Source organism: Actinacidiphila glaucinigra, from assembly GCF_900188405.1.
Classification (GTDB): Bacteria; Actinomycetota; Actinomycetes; order Streptomycetales; family Streptomycetaceae; genus Actinacidiphila; species Actinacidiphila glaucinigra.
The window spans coordinates 73380-88844 of record NZ_FZOF01000009.1 but is presented as its reverse complement, the minus strand read 5'-3'; the positions used below and the strand labels follow the sequence as shown (position 1 = coordinate 88844).

Genomic DNA, 15465 nt, shown 5'->3' with positions numbered 1-15465 from the left:
ACGCACCGGGCCGCCACGCGGGTTACACCGGGAATGTCATGGACCGGTAACAACTCCCCGCCGCGCTAACCGGCCTCCCGCAGGGAGGCCACCCGCCCCTCGTCGTCGTAGTCGATCTCGAACGTCCACCGCGGTCCGCCGGCCAGCCGGCCGACCAGCCCGCCCAGTTCGCGGTCCGCGGGACGCCCGCCCGACAGCCGGAACGTCTCGACCGGCGTCGTGCGAGGCAGGGTCAGCGTGTGCACCACACCCGTGGGCACCGGCGTGCCGCCCGCGACCGCCCGGAGCTGCCGCACGGTGATCCGCACGCGGTCGCCCTGGGCCACCGCGTCGTGGACGTAGCCGAGTTCGCCGGCGTACTCCTCGCCCGGCGCGGGGGCCGGAGGGACGAAGCGGGAGGGCGGCGGCGACGGCGTGGCCGCCCCCGGCTCCGGCACCCGGGCGGTCCCGGCCAGCGCGATGCCGCCTCCCAGCAGGGCGCAGGCGAACACCGCCACGACGGACGCCCGCACCGTACGGGCGCGGCGGCGGCGCCGCTCGCCGCGGGCCCGCACCTGGTGCGCGGCCATCGGTACGACCCGCCCCCGGCCGGACTCGGCGAGTTCGCCGAGGAGTTCGCCCAGCTCGGTCCCGTCAGCCATGCCTGCCCTCCGGAAGCCGGTCCGCGCCGGGGTCCAGTTCCGTGTGCGCCAGCAGCCGCGCGAGCGTCGCCCGCCCACGGCTGAGGTGCACCTTGACGGTGCCCACGGGGGAGCCGGTCTCGGCCGCCACCCGGTCCACCGGAAGATCGCACAGATGGTGCAGGACCACGGCCCGCCGCTGTGCCTCCGGGAGCTGCCGCAGGGCCTCGACCAGCACCACGTGGTGCGGTTCCGGCGGCGGCACGACCGGGGGCGGGCCCTGCCGGCGGGCCAGCGTCAGCGCGGTGCGCACGCGCCGCCACCGGCTCACGGCCAGGCGCCACGCCACGGTGCGCACCCAGGCCTCGGGCGCGCCGTGCAGGTCGAGTTCGGCCCGGTGCTCCCAGGCCCGGGCGAACGCCTCCTGCACCACGTCCTGCGACTCCGCGAGGTCGCCCGTCATCGCGTACAGCTGGCCGACGAGGCGGCCGACACTCGCACCGTAGAACGCGTCGAACTCACGCTCCCCCGTCACATGCCCCGAAGGCTCCCCGGGCAGTCGCATACCTCATCCCCCGCCGGACGTCCTGCGTCCCGGCACACACGTGGTCGATCCCGCGGGACCATTCTGTTGCCCGGGGCGACCGTGCTCAAGCTCCGGCCGGTCACGGTGCCTTCACGGCGGGCCCGGTGCCCGCGGTGTGGCGGTCCACGTTGGCCGTCAGCCGGCGCAGCAGGTCCTGGGCGGCCGCGATCTCCTCCCGGGTCAGCCCGATGGCGTCCCCGATCGCCAGGGGGACGGTGCGGATCCTCTCCCGCAGCGCGGTCCCCTCCGGCGTCAGCGCCACCTCCACCACCCGCTCGTCGTCCGCCCGGCGCTGCCGCTCGAGCAGGCCGTGCGCCTCCAGGCGCTTGATCAGCGGGGTGAGCGTCCCGTAGTCCAGGTGCAGTGCGGCCACCAGTTCCTTGACGGTCACGGTGCGGTGCTCCCAGAGCACGACCATGACCAGGTACTGGGGGTAGGTCAGGCCCACCGCGTCCAGCAGGGGCCGGTAGACGCCGGTGACCGCGCGCGAGGCCGCGTACAGCGTGAAGCAGAAGTGGTCGTCCAGCAGCAGCGAGGGCTCCGCGGGGTCGCCGTTCCCGGGCGCGCGGGTGTCGTCGTTCACGATTCCCTCCCCTTCCTTGGTCGTGGGCGGGATCTCCGGACATTGTCGCATCTCCCGCGTGAGCTATGGACTCGTACCCTATTAGCTTGCGCACAACTTAAACGGGCGCTAGATTTCTCGTCATCGGCCGGAGCGGACGCCCCGGGACCGACCCCCTGTCCGGCGCGCCCGCCGGTCGCCGCACGCCAAGGAGCCACCATGAACCTCAAGACCGTCTTCCGCCCCACCCGCAAGAGCGTCGCCGTCCTGGGCGCCGCGGCCGGCGTCGCGGCCCTCACGCTGACGGCCACGGCCCCGGCCAACGCGGCCAAGGCCGCGCACCGCCCGCAGGAGAAGAAGCCCACGGTCGTCCTGGTGCACGGCGCCTTCGCGGACTCCTCCAGCTGGAACGGCGTGGTGACCCGTCTGAAGCACGCGGGCTACCCCGTCGTCGCTCCGGCCAACCCGCTGCGCGGCCTGGCGAGCGACTCGGCGTACGTCCACAGCTTCCTGGAGAGCGTGCAGGGCCCGGTCGTGCTCGTCGGCCACTCCTACGGCGGCTCCGTGATCAGCGAGGCCGCGGCAGACTCCCCCAACGTCAAGGCGCTCGTCTACATAGCCGCCTTCGCCCCGGACAAGGGCGAGACCGTCACGCAGATCTCCGACAAGTTCCCCGGCGGCACCCTCGGCGAGACCCTCAACCCCGTGCCCTTCCCGCTCCCCGGCGGCGGCACCGGCACCGACCTGTACATCAAGGCCGACAAGTTCCGCGCCCAGTTCGCGGCGGACGTGCCGAAGACCGTCGCCGAGCAGATGGCCGCCACCCAGCGCCCCGTGGCCGCCTCGGTCTTCGACGAGAAGGCCGCCGGCGCCGCCTGGCGGAACATCCCGTCCTGGGACCTGGTCACCACCCAGGACAAGAACATCACCCTCGCCGCCCAGCGCTTCATGGCCAAGCGGGCCCACGCCCACACCGTCGAGATCAAGGCCTCCCACGCCGTCTCGGTCTCCCGTCCCGACGCGGTGACCCGCATCATCGAGCAGGCCGCCCGCTCCACCGTCCGCTGACCCCCGCGCACGACCCGAAGGGGCCCCGGCCGGGGCCCCTTCGCGCCATCCGTGGCGGCGCCGCTCAGCCGCCCATGACGGAGATCTGCTTCTTCTCCATGGGGTTCGCGTCGGCGTACCGCACCAGGTCGAGGAAGCGCCGGTCGCGCACCACCGCCAGCAACTGCCCCGCGGTGACCGGGGCGGAGGCCTTCGCGTCCGGGTCGGGGTAGACGGCGAGCTCCGCGTCGCTGTGGCCGTAGGCGAAGCGGACCCGGGTGTACGTCCTGTCCGGAGCGCCGTCGAGCAGGCGGTACGCCGCCACCTTGGTGCCGTCCGGCAGTGTGCCCTGCTCGCAGCTGCCGCCCCTGAGGGAGCCGGGGTCCTCGGGGCACGTGTCCCCGTGCCGGGTCGACCTGGGGACACTGCCGGAGGGCCGTACCGACAGGACGACGCCGAACACCTCCCCGTCCGCGGTCTCGCCCTGGTAGCGCCACACCGCCAGGTCGACGGGCCGGATCAGGCCGACCTCGTCCGGAAGCAGCTCGTCGAGGAGTACCGCCGCCCGCTGCTGGAACTCCTCCTGGCGCTCGCGCTCGGCGGGCGGCAGATCGGCCATGGCGTCCTCGGTGTCACTGGTGGGCTCGACGTGGACCGGCGTCCGGTACGGAGCCGGCTCCTCGGACGTACGCGGCGAGGGCGTGGTGCTCGCGGCGGGACGTACCGTCCCGCCGCCGTCGCCGCCCGGCAGTACCACGGAGCCGAACACCACGGCCCCGACCGCGCAGGCGACGGCGGCGGCGACGGCGACCCGGACGCGTGCCCTGCGGCGCCGTCCTTGCACCACCGCGGCCGGCACCAGGTCATGGGCCGGCGGCAGCTCCGCCACCGCGTGCTCCATGAACTCCCGCACCAGCAGGGCGCTTCCGTGTTCGTCCTCGGGCATGTTGTCTCCCATGGCGGTCCCTCAGCTTCCCGTGGCGTAGACGTGGGCCTCGCCCAACTGGGCGCGCAGCTTGACCAGGGAGCGTGAGCACTGGCTCTTGACGGTGGACTCGCTGCACTTCAGCAGCGTGGCGACGGACTCGACGCTCTGGTCCTCCCAGTAGCGCAGCACGACCATGGCCCTGGCCCTGGGCGGCAGTCCGGCGAGCGCCGACAACAACGTCACCCGCAGGTCGGCGTGGTCGGGCGAGGGCCCGGGCCCTGGGCGCGAGTGCGCCAGCAGGTCCCGCAGCCGCCGTCTCCGCTCGGCCAGGTACGTACGGGTCAGCACGGTCCTGGCGTACGCCTCGACGTGGTCGGCGGCACTCGCCCGCCGCCAGTGCTGGAACATCTTGGCGAGCGTGGTCTGCGTCAGGTCCCGGGCCGTGTCCGCGTCGCCGCACAGCAGGTACGCGGTCCGGTACAGCCGTTTCTGACTGGCCCGGGCGAAGGCCTCGAAGCTCTCCGGCGCCCGCGGGCCCGCCGCCGCTCCCGGGCCCCGGCCGTTCTCCGGCATCTGTTCTCCTCTCGGGGCCCGCACGGGCCCTGTCCTGTCACCCGTGTTCAGAGCGCCCTCGGCCGCGGGAGGTTGAAAGCCGATTCCACCGCGGTCGCGCGGAGCATCCCGTCCGCGGTGGCGGGACGCCCGGCTGCTACCGTCCGCCACCATGTGGGCTCGAGAGACCGTGGCCGGCCGACGTCCCGCCGGGAACGGCGCGGAAGACCACTCCGGAGGGTGTGTGCCGCCGGGCCGTAGGCTTCGAGCAGGTCGTCCACGTCGTCCCCGAGCCGGGTCGTGGCCGACGGCGAGTCGGCGAAGTCGTCCTCGTACTCGGGCAGCCAGTGCCGTACCTGGGCGACCGTGAGCGGATGCCGGGCGATCAGGAAGGGTTCGACCCGCACTTCCCGCACCGGCCGGGATTGGTCGCTCTGCGCTTGCCCTCACTTCGGCGAGAACGCCGATCCCTGTCAGAGCTTCAGCGGCCCGTAGGTGCCCGCATGGAAGGTGAAGACGGTCGGCTGGGCGTCGAACTCCTCGCGGAAGTGCCCGCCGTAGCCGGGTTCTTCGACGTGAGGTGCGAGCAGGTCGAGGATGGGGACGAGGTCGGCCAACATGTCGTCGAGCCAGAGGTTGCGGCTGTACAGCCCCCAGACGTGGCGCTCACCACCGGCCGTGAAGCCCCAGGACTGGCGTCGCAGGGACGCGAAATCACCTCCGGGCAGGCGGCTGTCCGGATCCGGGGAGAGCAGCGGATACGTGTGCTCCTCCCCGTCGATTCCTGCCGGGCGTTCAGGGCTCAGGCCCAGGTGCCATCGCAGCGCGTCCAGGACCGCATCGGGCGCGTCGTCGCGGAGGAGGCAGGCGAAGACGACTTCGTAGTGGAGGCTCACGGCGCCGAATTCTTCATGCCCGAGGCACCGTGCTTTCCCCTGGGTCTCTGTCTGATCGGGCACGGCAAGGGCCCGGCGCCGTGGGGGGGGGGAGGATGGCAACGTGCAACTCCCCTACGTCTACCGCGTGACAAAGTACGACCCCGCCGACCGTGACGCACACGGGTATTACACCGGCAGTGAGGACACCGTCAGTGATCACGGCGAGGTCGAGGCGTCCTACCTTCAGGCGGTCGCGGCCTTCGCCAGGGACGCCGGCGTCGATCACCTGGCGGTACGTGAACCACAGGTCCCGTCCTTCGTGTACTTCGGTATGGAGCCACCGGTGGACGGCTTTGGGCTGGACGGGCTCTTCCCCGCCGGCCCTGCCGGCTTCTACGACGGGGCAGAAGTATCGCTCGAGATCGGGCTGCAACTGGTGTGCGTCATGTTGCGCGACAACGGTGCCTGGTGCCGGCTGGAGGCGGAAGGCGCGTTCGCGGTCCATGTGGGGTGGGACCAGTACCTCTACATCAGCAGCAGCCGGCCGTGCGAGGAGGCGTCGGCCCACACCCGGGAGCTCGGACTGTTCCCGGAACGCCTGCGCACCTCCCCGTACGCCTTCGAGGCCGAGGGGGAGGAACAGGAGCAGGTCACCCAGCGGCCCGGCGATGACGACTTCTGGGCCGAGTTGCACAGGGCAGTCGCCGACGGCAGCGCCGGAATCCTGGAGGAGACGTATCTCGAAGGCGCCTCACGGTGGCACCGCCTCGACCGCGACACCGTCGACACGGTGCGCGCCCGATTGGCTCCCCGGGCCCGTCTGGCCGCCTGGCCCCCCTTGTCGCCCGACATCGACGCCGTCCTGAAGGCCCTCCCTACAGAAGGTCTCGTCGAGGGCGTCTGGCAGGACAACGACGGTCACATCCACAGCGCCATCGCCGACGAGACCGCATTCCCGGAGCTGACCGCCCGTATGCGCAGCGCCCGTGCCGCCGCACTACTGTCCGCGTACGCGGGTGAAAGTGTTCCTCTGTTCACAGCTGTCATGCCGGACAACGACGGAGTTCTGCGGGCTCGTTGGCGGACCGAGCCGACGCCGAGCGACCGAGACTGGGCCCTCCGCCACCCCGGGCGCTGAGCCGACCGCCCCTGAGGGGTTTCCCCTCAGCGGCTCGAGACGCCGCGCCGCAGCGCTCGGAAATACGCTCGGCCCGGACGCGCTCGCGGTACATGCACATGACCGGATCCGCGCTGAAGATCGTGGCTTGCCAGATCGGCGACGCGCTGTCGAGCCGGCCGGATACCAACGGAGAACGCCGAAGGGCCCCACCGCGAGCGGTGGGGCCCTTCGACATCGTGCCCGGTGAGGCACTGGCGGAGGATACGAGATTCGAACTCGTGAGGGGTTGCCCCCAACAGGCTTTCCAAGTCTGTTGGCTGGTGGTGGGCAACGCGCAGGGCCGTTCACCTGCGTTCGCGGGCGGTTGGTAGCTGGGGAGGGCATGCGGCCGGAACCGTGGTGAATGTCTGTGAACACTGCTGAATGAGACGGAAACTGAGACGGAGCCCGCGCGCAACTCCGGTGGCAGCGGGCTACGGTCGGCGCTAGCGTGTAGCAGTGATCACCAACGGCGGGGCGGCCCTTGGCGCGCAGGCTGCCCTGCGCTTGACGCAGACGGGCCTCTATGAGTTCGAGCCAGGGCTGACGGACGCCGAGTTGGCGCGTATCGAGGAGGAGTACGGCTTCGAGTTCGCGGACGATCACCGTGCTTTCCTAGCAGCTGGCCTGCCGGTCAATGTGCCCCCTGAGGAGGGACAGACCTGGTCCAGACCCTGGCCCGAGTGGCGTGGGGGCGACCTGGACAGTCTGCGACGGCAGCTTGACTGGCCGGTCGAGGGCGTTCTTCTCGATGTTGAGCACAACGGGTTCTGGTACGAGGCTTGGGGGGAACGTCCGAGCGACGACGCCGCCGCTCTGGCCACCGCACGGGACCGTCTTGCTGATGTGCCGGTGCTTGTGCCTGTGTACGGCCATCGGTATCTCCCTGCCGGCCGGGGAAGCTCCGGGCATCCTGTGCTCTCGATGTGGCAGACCGACATCATCTACTACGGGCTAGACCTCGTTGATTACATCCACCGGGAGTTCGACGAGGCACGAGGCAACGTCGACAACAGTTGGAACCCGAAGGCAACTGCTCCTTTTTGGCGAGATCTTCTCTGAGACGCTTAAGGCACGCATCGGATCTACGAGTGCTCTGAGCTTGGGAATCACCGTCTGAAGCCTGGCGAATCGTGCCTCTGATCTGGGCTTATGGCATCTCTGGGTCCAGTCGCAGAGCTCTGTCGTTGCTCGCCATTGACCGAGACTGACCGCCCGTTCTGGTGCGCATCTGGGGCGGTCCATCTCCCCGCCAACACCTCACGCGAGCTATCACCGGAAGTGTCGGCGATGCCGCCGGAGCAGCCAGCCACCACCAAGTCACCCAAGATGAACACTGACCTGGCAAGGCGCGACGAGTTTGGCCCGTGGGACAGTTGCGGCACCGCCCGTCGCGCGTCGTCAAGGAGAAGGACTCAATGAGAGTGCTGCCCGCCGTCACCGGTCGCAATGAGTTCGATGCCTTGGTCATCAGGACCGACTACCAGGACGACCAGGCATGGCAGAACGTGGTGGCTGTTCTGATGAAGCCGTGGGGGGATAGGCAGTACGAGGCGGAGGTGCACTTCGTCAACGATCCGGCCTGGGCAGGAGCAACCGTTGAAGAGGTGCTGTGTGCCGTTCGCGCTGACGAGGACGTATCCGTTGTCTTCCTCGTTGACCAAGAAACCATGAAGGATGAGGTTCACGCGCTGCTGGCGGTTACCACGCTGACGCGAGATGAGTGCGTAGATGACGAGGACTACGAGCAGCTGACTGAGTTCGGCCGCGAGTTTCGAACCGTCCCTGCGGGGGTCCACGAAATCTACGCGAATTTGAGTATCGCCAACCTGGGCTTCGAGGAGTTCGCAGGATGGGCCCACGATGACCCTGAGGGGGCCTTTCGCCCCTCCTGGACAACTGACCGTTGAGGGTGAACCTGCGGAAATTTCCTCGTTCGGTTACATCGGCAGGACGAAGAAACGACATCAGTTGTCGAAGAAGTGATCCGGGGGTCCGCTGACCTGGGCTTGCCTAGACGATCAACGCTGTGACCTGCGATTGAGTGGTCAACGGTTGTCGGCGTTGGTCGTCGTTGCGCGCCCTCGGACGGCCCAGAGACGGCCCAGGCAGGGGTGGTTGTCGAGCTGCGCACCTCGGCTGCTTTGATCAGCTCATGCCCCGTACTGGTGATCCAACTAGCGGCAGATCCGAGCGATGGAGTCTGGCTGTGCCCTTCGGCGCGGTATCCGTCGGGTTCTGGTTCTGCTGTCCGTTCTGGATGCTCGTTTGGTTCGTTGCCTTGCCGCTTGGCCTGACGGGTCTGGTCCGGGGTGTCATTGAATATCGCGCCGCCTCACGTCTAGGTGCGAGCCGCGCGCAGCCTCTGACTGGGCTTGCGCTTTCGGCTGTGGGAACAACGGCAGCCATCGCGTACATGATCTTTTTGCTTACGCACCCGGACCTGCCAATTCAGGAGTAGGTCGGTGGAGTCTCAACGGGCGAGTCAAACCGCACACGGTCTTGAAAACCGTCGTGGCAGCGATGTCACCGTGGGTTCAAATCCCACACTCCCCGCAGTAGGCCTGCGAAGGCGCTGGACAGAAGGGGTGCCCCAAGACACGGGGGCGCCCCTTCTTCGTGCGCGATGGCACCGTGGTTCCCCGCGGTTCCCCGTCTGATCGGGCACGGAAGGGGCACGGCCGTCAGACGAGCCGCCAACGCCAGCACCACGGAGCGAGGTCAGTAGTCGGGTACTCCTCGCGGCCGCCAGCCCGCTGCACGAGAAGACGACCTCTATCCATGGAGACCCGATCTCCTGGCATGAGAAACAGAGGACGGTCGAGGCGGAAGATCCAATCCGGATCAAACCTCACCTCGTTGAGCAGCAACATCCTGGGTGCCGTCGCTGGATTGCCGAAGACTCGCATGGCTCCATGCTGCACCGCGCCAGGATCCGGGATCACCTCTTTAGGAGCGAGGTGGGGCCGCGTCGTGGCTGACCTGCAGAATCCCAGCCTCGGCGGCCGTCCGCCTGAGTACCCGGCAGGCTCCGAGATTCCCCCTGGCTCCCCGCTGGATCTGGCACGATTGTGGCACGAGCTTCAGTCGCCCGCGAACCACAGGTAACTGCCTGGAGTGGCCGCGCATTGCTCCAGCATCGTCGCGAGATCCTCCAGCGCTGCGAGCTGACGCTCATCACCGCATCGTTGCCGCAGATCGTGGATCTCCTAGAGGGCAGCGGCAGACTCCTGCTCGTTCATCAACGTATCCCCGTACGGATCGACAGCAGTGAGCCTCCCGGCTATTCCAAGGAGCTGGAGCGAGCCGAGTGCATCGGCCAACGCGTCACCATGTCCGTTAGAGCTCCGCAGGAGTGTCGCGCGGGACTTGCCCCAGTTACGTGCCGGCCGCGATGCGTGCAGCTCCAGATCGATCCCCATATTCCATGATGCGCACAGATCTTCTGGAAGTGGGGCGGCGGCTCCCTGACCTGGAGCTCTTCCGGCGACCCACGCTGTGACCTACGACTTACCTGCCGAAGGTTGTCATCGTTGGTCGCCTTTGGCTGTCCTCGGACGGCCCAGCAGTCAGTACCGGAAGCGTGCGGAGTCCCCCTTGATGCGCACCAGGAAGTCCCTGATGGGTTCGCCTCCGTCTTCCGGTGCCAGCTCAAGGCTCAGCGCGGAGATGGCCTCGTCGACTTTGTGGATCGCGTCCATGTCGCTCCGTTCTGCAGCGGCTCGCAGCGCCTCCATGTGGGGCCTGAGAGTCGTCCAGCCGGTCGAAGCTTCGAAACGGCAGTCGTACCAGAACATGTCGACGGTTTCGAGAACGAGCCTGCCGATCACTTCCTCGCCACGGCGTAGCTGCCATGCGTCCTTCATCGCTGATCCCTTCGGCGTAGAGGCCGCAAGGGCACCCCCGAAACGGTCCGGGTGCACCCGAAGGTGTTCGCCACCCTCACCGCCCCCTCCTTCGGTCCCGTCCACAACCGCCCTGGCACCGCGCCCTGCCGATGCGGGCTCCGCCACGGCGAGGACGACACCGCGTTAGGCACACCCCTGAACCCTGACAGCTACGACTACGCGGGTGCGGTGCTGTGGAACAACCACGCCTCCGACCTGTGGCGGTACTTCACCATCTACCTCCGCAGAGAGATCGCCGCCCGCGCCGGCCTCACCCAGCAAGCAGCCCGCGAACAGTGCCGGGTCTCCTTCAGCAAGGTCGCCGAATACCAAAAGCGTGGTGCCGTCCACTTGCATGCCGTCGTCCGACGGCCCAGACGGACCCGACTCACCACCCCCACCGTGGGCGACCCTCGACCTACTCACCGACGCCATCCACGCCGCCGCCCGCCGTGTCGCCGTTCCCGTTCCTGCCGCCGGCGACTACCCGGCCCGCACCCTTACCTGGGGCACCCAGCTCGACGTCCAGCCCATTCGCTCTGCCGACGCCACTACGGACGGCGAACTGACCGAGCCGGCCGTGGCCTCCTACGTGGCCAAGTACGCCACCAAAGCCGCCGAGACCACCGGCACCGTCGACCGCCGCGTCGGCAACCGCGAAGCGCTGGTCCTGCTGGGCGTTCCGCCTCACCCGCGGCGATTGATCGAAACCTGCTTCGACCTCCACCGCCTCTACCCCGACCGCAAGCTCCTCGATTGGGCCCACATGCTCGGCTTCCGCGGCCACTTCTCCACCAAATCCCGCCGCTACTCCACCACCCTCGGCGCCCTACGCCAGGTCCGAGCCGACTACCGCGCCGCCCAACAACGCGCCGCCCTCGGCCTGCCCGACCCCGACGACTGCCCGGAAGCCACCACGCTCGTCCTCGCCCACTGGGCCTACGCCGGACACGGCCACACCCCCGGCGAATCCGTCCTTGCCGCGTCGATCGCCCGGGACCTCCAGCTCAACCGCGAGACCGCCCGCGAAGCCTTGAAGGAACTCGATGAGGAGGGGACATGGCCGTGAACGAACTGGATGACCTGTCGGGGGCGGGAGACACCACGCTGTTGCTCCTCACTGTGGAAGAGACCGCTCGGCGACTCGGGATCGGCCGGACCACCTGCTACAGCCTCATCAGTTCGGGAGAGATCGAGTCGGTCACTGTCGGCCGGCTGCGCAAAGTCCCCGCTGATGCTCTCCCCGCCTATGTGGCGAGGCTTCGCCGAACCACCCACACGATCGTGGCTGCCTGAGGGGGAGAGCATGACGGACCGACAGAGGACACGGCAGCCCAACGGCGCGTCGTCGATCTACTTCGGCAAGGACGGAAAGTGGCATGGGCGTGTGACCGTGGGCGTCCGCGACGACGGCAGGCCCGACCGGCGCCACGTGGAACGGAAGACCCGAGCGGAGGTCACCAAGGCTGTTCGGGAACTGGAGCGGCTGCGCGACGAGAAGAAGCTGCGGAAGCCCGGCAAGGCCTGGACGGTGAAGACGTGGCTTGAGCACTGGGTGGAGAACATCGCCAGGCCGCACGTCTCGGAGAACACCTACGACGGCTACGAGGTGGATGTCCGCGTCCACCTGGTGCCGGGCCTGGGAGCGCACCGCCTGGACCGGCTGGAACCGGAGCACCTGGAGCGCTTCTACCGGAAGATGCAGGACAGCGGCAGCGCCGCCGGTACGGCACACCATGCCCATCGCACCATGCGTACGGCTCTCGGGGAGGCCCTGCGCCGCGGGCACGTCCCCACGAACGCCGCAGAGATCGCAAAAGCACCTCGCCTCGAAGAAGAAGAGATCGAGCCGTACACGATCGAGGAGGTTCAGCGCCTGCTCTTGCAGGCATCGAAGCGACGCAACAGCGCCCGGTGGGTGATCGCGCTCGCCCTCGGGCTGCGACAGGGAGAGGCCCTGGGTCTGCACTGGGAGGACATCGACCTGGAGACCGGATACCTCCGCACCCGCAAGAACCGCCTTCGCCCGAAGTACGCGCATGGCTGTGGCGGCGACTGCGGCAGGAAAGCCGGGTACTGCCCCCAGCGCGAGCAGGTACGCCGCGAGTACAAGTCGACCAAGTCCCGGGCGGCCCGCCGCACCATCGGCCTGCCGGACCCGCTGATCAAGCTGCTCCGTCGACACCTGGAAGAGCAGGAGCACGAAAGGATCGCCGCCGGCGAAGCTTGGCAGGGCACCGGGTACGTCTTCGCTCAGCCTGACGGCTCGCCACTGGTGCCGAACACGGACTACCACCACTGGAAGGAGCTGCTTCAGCTCGCGGGAGTACGGGACGGCCGACTGCACGACGCTCGCCACACCGCGGCGACGGTCCTACTTCTGCTCGGCGTTCCCGATGTCGTCGTGGACGCGATCATGGGCTGGGAACCGGGCGGCTCGGCCCGGATGCGCTCGCGGTACATGCACGTGACCGGACCCGTGCTGAAGAACGTGGCTCGCCAGGTTGGCGACGTGCTCTGGAGCTCGCCGGATACCAACTGAGACGGAAACTGAGACGGAGAACGTCGAAGGGCCCCACCGCGACCGGTGGGGCCCTTCGACAACGTGCCCGGTGAGGCACTGGCGGAGGATACGAGATTCGAACTCGTGAGGGGTTGCCCCCAACACGCTTTCCAAGCGTGCGCCCTAGGCCACTAGGCGAATCCTCCGCGGCAAACATTACTAGACCGGAGGGAGTGCTCGCGAACTCGTTCCCGGGTGATCCGATCATGTAGGCTGGGCGCAGCCCCTCACGTGGCGCTATCTCGCTGAAACCCCCCAGGGCCGGAAGGCAGCAAGGGTAGGTGGGCTCTGGCGGGTGCGTGGGGGGTCTTTTGCTGCCCGCGGGCCTGCGGGAACACGGTCCGGGGCGGCCGGGGGAGGCCTCCGGTGTGGGCGCCGTCACATGGGCGGGGCCCGGGTGTCGGTGGGGGCCGATATCGTCGTAGGCGTGTCCCTCGCTCTGTACCGCCGCTATCGCCCCGAGACCTTCGCCGAGGTCATCGGGCAGGAGCACGTCACGGACCCGCTGCAGCAGGCGCTGCGGAACAACCGGGTCAACCACGCGTACCTGTTCAGCGGGCCGCGCGGCTGTGGCAAGACGACCAGCGCCCGCATCCTGGCGCGCTGCCTGAACTGCGAGAAGGGCCCGACGCCGACGCCGTGCGGGGAGTGCCAGTCGTGCCGCGACCTGGCCCGCAACGGCCCGGGGTCGATCGACGTGATCGAGATCGACGCGGCGTCGCACGGCGGTGTGGACGACGCGCGCGACCTGCGGGAGAAGGCCTTCTTCGGGCCGGCGAGCAGCCGTTACAAGATCTACATCATCGACGAGGCGCACATGGTCACCCCGGCGGGCTTCAACGCCCTGCTGAAGGTGGTCGAGGAGCCCCCGGAGCATCTGAAGTTCATCTTCGCGACCACGGAGCCCGAGAAGGTCATCGGCACCATCCGGTCGCGCACCCACCACTACCCGTTCCGGCTGGTGCCGCCCGGCACGCTGCGCGACTACCTGGCCGAGGTCTGCGAGCGGGAGGCGATCCCGGTCGAGGCCGGGGTGTACCCGCTGGTGGTCCGCTCCGGTGCCGGCTCGGTGCGTGACTCGATGTCGGTGATGGACCAGTTGCTCGCCGGTGCGGGCGAGGCCGGTGTGACGTACGCCATGGCGACCTCGCTGCTCGGCTACACCGACGGCGCGCTGCTCGACGACGTCGTGGACGCCTTCGCCGCCGGGGACGGCGCGGCGGCGTTCGAGGTCGTGGACCGCGTGATCGAGGGCGGGAACGACCCGCGGCGCTTCGTGGCCGACCTGCTGGAGCGGCTGCGGGACCTGGTGATCCTCGCGGCGGTGCCGGACGCGGTGGAGAAGAGCCTGATCGACGCCCCGGCCGACGTCGTGGAGCGGATGCGGGCGCAGGCCGGGGTGTTCGGGGCGGCGGAGCTCAGCCGCGCCGCGGACCTGGTCAACGCCGGGCTCACGGAGATGCGCGGGGCGACCTCGCCGCGTCTGCAGCTGGAGTTGATCTGCGCCCGCGTGCTGCTCCCGGGGGCCTACGACGACGAGCGGTCGCTGCAGGCGCGTCTGGACCGGCTGGAACGCCGTGCGTCCGCCGGTGGTTTCGCGGCGCCCGCGGGTGGCCCGGCGGCCCCGGTCGTGGAGTTCGGGGAGCCGCTCCCGCCTGGCGGCGGCCCCGCGGCGGCGCGCGCGGCGATGGGCGGACCGGCCCGGCCGGCCGAAGCCGCCCCCGCACCTGCCGCCGCTTCCGCCCCCGCACCCGCCCCGGCTCCTGCGGCCGCCCCCGAGCCCACGCCGCCGCCCGCCGCCCCGCCCGCGCAGGCTCCCGCCGCGCAGCGTCCCGGCGCCTGGCCGAGCGCCACCGCCCCCGGTGGCGGGCAGCGTCCCGGCGCCTGGCCCACCGCGGCATCGGCGGCGGCACCGGCCGCCGCGTCGCCCGCCCCCGCGGCCCCGCAGGCCGCCGCCCCGGTACCGGCCGCACCGACCGCGCAGCCCATCGGCGACGCGTCGCGCGTCCACCAGATGTGGCCGACCGTCCTCGACGCGGTCAAGCGGCTGCGGAAGGTGACCTGGATACTGCTCGACCAGAACGCCCGCCTCGTCGGCTTCGACGGTTCGACGCTGCAGATCGGCTTCGACAACCCCGGCGCCCGCGACAGCTTCGCCAACCGCGGCCACGAGGAGGTGCTCAAGCAGGCGATCAGCGAGGCCCTGGGCGTCCAGTGGCGCATCGAGGCGATCGTCAGCCCGGGCGGCGGCCCCGGAGGCGGCGGTGCCGGAGGCGGTGCCGGTCCCATGGGGCCGGGCGGTGGCTCCGGCGGGCCCCGTCCCGCGCCTGCGTCCCCCGCGCCGTCCGAGCAGCAGCCGCAGCAACAACCGCACCAGCAGTCGCAGCAACAACCGCACCAGCAGTCCCAGAACCCGGGCTCGCCCCCGGCACCTCCGTCGCCGCCCGCCGCGGCGGCCGCGGCCCGTGCCGCGGTGAACGCGGCCCCGGCGGCGTCCGCGTATCCGCCCGTCGCCGACGAGCCCCCGCCCGTCGAGTACGACATGCCCGAGGACGACGACCCGGACCTGGACGAGACGGCGCTCAGCGGCCACGACCTCATCGTGCGCGAGCTGGGCGCCACCCTGATCGAGGAGATCGCCAACGAGTAGCCGGGGCGGCCCCGTTCCTCCTGTGCGGAACGG

General features: G+C 69.8%; 15 protein-coding genes, 2 tRNA genes, 1 other RNA gene and 1 pseudogene. 10 read left to right on the top strand and 9 right to left on the bottom strand.

Annotation, left to right across the window (positions count from 1 at the left end; all coding sequences use genetic code 11):
- Window positions 1-65: 65 nt before the first annotated feature.
- The 3 genes from CHF15_RS20595 to CHF15_RS20585 all read right to left on the bottom strand — a co-directional run bounded on the left by CHF15_RS20595 (window position 66) and on the right by CHF15_RS20585 (window position 1789).
- Window positions 66-641 carry a hypothetical protein gene (locus CHF15_RS20595; RefSeq protein ID WP_089225312.1) on the bottom strand — a complete coding sequence of 192 codons (576 nt, stop codon included), beginning with the start codon at window positions 639-641 and terminating at the stop codon, window positions 66-68.
- Entirely contained in the window at window positions 634-1185 is a 552-nt protein-coding gene (locus CHF15_RS20590) for a SigE family RNA polymerase sigma factor (protein ID WP_089225311.1), read from the bottom strand. Before CHF15_RS20590 ends, CHF15_RS20595 begins: the two co-directional genes overlap by 8 nt.
- Before the next feature lie 100 nt (window positions 1186-1285).
- Window positions 1286-1789, bottom strand: a complete 504-nt coding sequence (locus tag CHF15_RS20585; RefSeq protein WP_179279887.1) for a MarR family winged helix-turn-helix transcriptional regulator — start codon at window positions 1787-1789, stop codon at window positions 1286-1288.
- Between the two features lie 198 nt (window positions 1790-1987).
- Between CHF15_RS20585 and CHF15_RS20580 the strand changes: the two genes are divergently transcribed.
- Complete coding sequence (locus tag CHF15_RS20580; protein WP_089225310.1) at window positions 1988-2836, top strand: alpha/beta fold hydrolase; 849 nt, start codon at window positions 1988-1990, stop codon at window positions 2834-2836.
- A gap of 64 nt (window positions 2837-2900) precedes the next feature.
- On the opposite strand, the gene CHF15_RS20575 is transcribed toward CHF15_RS20580, so the two are convergent.
- From CHF15_RS20575 to CHF15_RS20560, 4 genes are all read right to left on the bottom strand, one after another.
- Window positions 2901-3761, bottom strand: a complete 861-nt coding sequence (locus tag CHF15_RS20575; RefSeq protein WP_143681598.1) for a hypothetical protein — start codon at window positions 3759-3761, stop codon at window positions 2901-2903.
- Between the two features lie 21 nt (window positions 3762-3782).
- A complete protein-coding gene (locus CHF15_RS20570; RefSeq protein ID WP_089225308.1) occupies window positions 3783-4316 on the bottom strand; it encodes a SigE family RNA polymerase sigma factor in 534 nt (177 codons plus the stop codon).
- 47 nt (window positions 4317-4363) lie between these two features.
- The gene (locus CHF15_RS44970) at window positions 4364-4702 is read right to left on the bottom strand and encodes a hypothetical protein (protein ID WP_179279886.1); all 339 of its coding nucleotides are present in this window, start codon (window positions 4700-4702) and stop codon (window positions 4364-4366) included.
- A gap of 66 nt (window positions 4703-4768) precedes the next feature.
- Window positions 4769-5191: a hypothetical protein gene (locus tag CHF15_RS20560; RefSeq protein ID WP_089225306.1), complete on the bottom strand. Its 423-nt coding sequence runs from the start codon at window positions 5189-5191 to the stop codon at window positions 4769-4771.
- 103 nt (window positions 5192-5294) lie between these two features.
- On the opposite strand from CHF15_RS20560, the gene CHF15_RS20555 reads away from it, so the two are divergent.
- The 4 genes from CHF15_RS20555 to CHF15_RS44965 all read left to right on the top strand — a co-directional run bounded on the left by CHF15_RS20555 (window position 5295) and on the right by CHF15_RS44965 (window position 8888).
- Window positions 5295-6311 (top strand): RNA-binding protein, encoded by a 1017-nt coding sequence (locus CHF15_RS20555; protein ID WP_089225305.1) that lies wholly within the window; start codon window positions 5295-5297, stop codon window positions 6309-6311.
- A 480-nt stretch (window positions 6312-6791) separates the two neighbouring features.
- The gene (locus tag CHF15_RS20550) at window positions 6792-7394 is read left to right on the top strand and encodes an SMI1/KNR4 family protein (RefSeq protein ID WP_089225304.1); all 603 of its coding nucleotides are present in this window, start codon (window positions 6792-6794) and stop codon (window positions 7392-7394) included.
- A 356-nt stretch (window positions 7395-7750) separates the two neighbouring features.
- Window positions 7751-8242: a DUF6924 domain-containing protein gene (locus CHF15_RS20545; protein WP_089225303.1), complete on the top strand. Its 492-nt coding sequence runs from the start codon at window positions 7751-7753 to the stop codon at window positions 8240-8242.
- Between the two features lie 555 nt (window positions 8243-8797).
- Window positions 8798-8888 (top strand) — tRNA-Ser (locus tag CHF15_RS44965).
- A 1013-nt stretch (window positions 8889-9901) separates the two neighbouring features.
- Here the strand turns inward: CHF15_RS44965 and CHF15_RS20530 are convergent.
- Window positions 9902-10198: a hypothetical protein gene (locus CHF15_RS20530; RefSeq protein ID WP_089225301.1), complete on the bottom strand. Its 297-nt coding sequence runs from the start codon at window positions 10196-10198 to the stop codon at window positions 9902-9904.
- Between the two features lie 27 nt (window positions 10199-10225).
- Between CHF15_RS20530 and CHF15_RS20525 the strand changes: the two are divergent.
- The 3 genes and pseudogenes from CHF15_RS20525 to CHF15_RS20515 form a co-directional block, all read left to right on the top strand.
- Window positions 10226-11288, top strand: a pseudogene (locus tag CHF15_RS20525) (replication initiator); the annotation flags it as partial.
- Window positions 11279-11515 (top strand): excisionase family DNA-binding protein, encoded by a 237-nt coding sequence (locus CHF15_RS20520; protein WP_089225300.1) that lies wholly within the window; start codon window positions 11279-11281, stop codon window positions 11513-11515. The pseudogene CHF15_RS20525 and the gene CHF15_RS20520, both read left to right, overlap by 10 nt.
- Window positions 11516-11525: 10 nt before the next feature.
- Window positions 11526-12761 carry a tyrosine-type recombinase/integrase gene (locus CHF15_RS20515; protein ID WP_089225299.1) on the top strand — a complete coding sequence of 412 codons (1236 nt, stop codon included), beginning with the start codon at window positions 11526-11528 and terminating at the stop codon, window positions 12759-12761.
- Window positions 12762-12840: 79 nt separating this feature from the next.
- Here the strand turns inward: CHF15_RS20515 and CHF15_RS20510 are convergent.
- Window positions 12841-12928, bottom strand: a tRNA-Ser gene (locus tag CHF15_RS20510).
- A gap of 72 nt (window positions 12929-13000) precedes the next feature.
- Between CHF15_RS20510 and ffs the strand changes: the two genes are divergently transcribed.
- Window positions 13001-13097, top strand: an RNA gene (gene ffs, locus CHF15_RS20505) — signal recognition particle sRNA small type.
- Window positions 13098-13209: 112 nt separating this feature from the next.
- A complete protein-coding gene (locus CHF15_RS20500) occupies window positions 13210-15432 on the top strand; it encodes a DNA polymerase III subunit gamma and tau (RefSeq protein WP_089225449.1) in 2223 nt (740 codons plus the stop codon).
- The last annotated feature ends 33 nt before the right edge of the window (window positions 15433-15465 follow it).

Excerpts from the sequence above, each read along its gene's own strand:
- CHF15_RS20520 (WP_089225300.1), top strand. The coding sequence starts at position 11,279 with ATGGCCGTGAACGAACTGGATGACCTGTCGGGGGCGGGAGACACCACG.
- CHF15_RS20590 (WP_089225311.1), bottom strand. The coding sequence starts at position 1,185 with ATGCGACTGCCCGGGGAGCCTTCGGGGCATGTGACGGGGGAGCGTGAG.
- CHF15_RS20570 (WP_089225308.1), bottom strand. The coding sequence starts at position 4,316 with ATGCCGGAGAACGGCCGGGGCCCGGGAGCGGCGGCGGGCCCGCGGGCG.
- CHF15_RS20545 (WP_089225303.1), top strand. The coding sequence starts at position 7,751 with ATGAGAGTGCTGCCCGCCGTCACCGGTCGCAATGAGTTCGATGCCTTG.
- CHF15_RS20515 (WP_089225299.1), top strand. The coding sequence starts at position 11,526 with ATGACGGACCGACAGAGGACACGGCAGCCCAACGGCGCGTCGTCGATC.
- CHF15_RS20530 (WP_089225301.1), bottom strand. The coding sequence starts at position 10,198 with ATGAAGGACGCATGGCAGCTACGCCGTGGCGAGGAAGTGATCGGCAGG.
- CHF15_RS20595 (WP_089225312.1), bottom strand. The coding sequence starts at position 641 with ATGGCTGACGGGACCGAGCTGGGCGAACTCCTCGGCGAACTCGCCGAG.
- CHF15_RS20575 (WP_143681598.1), bottom strand. The coding sequence starts at position 3,761 with ATGCCCGAGGACGAACACGGAAGCGCCCTGCTGGTGCGGGAGTTCATG.
- CHF15_RS20580 (WP_089225310.1), top strand. The coding sequence starts at position 1,988 with ATGAACCTCAAGACCGTCTTCCGCCCCACCCGCAAGAGCGTCGCCGTC.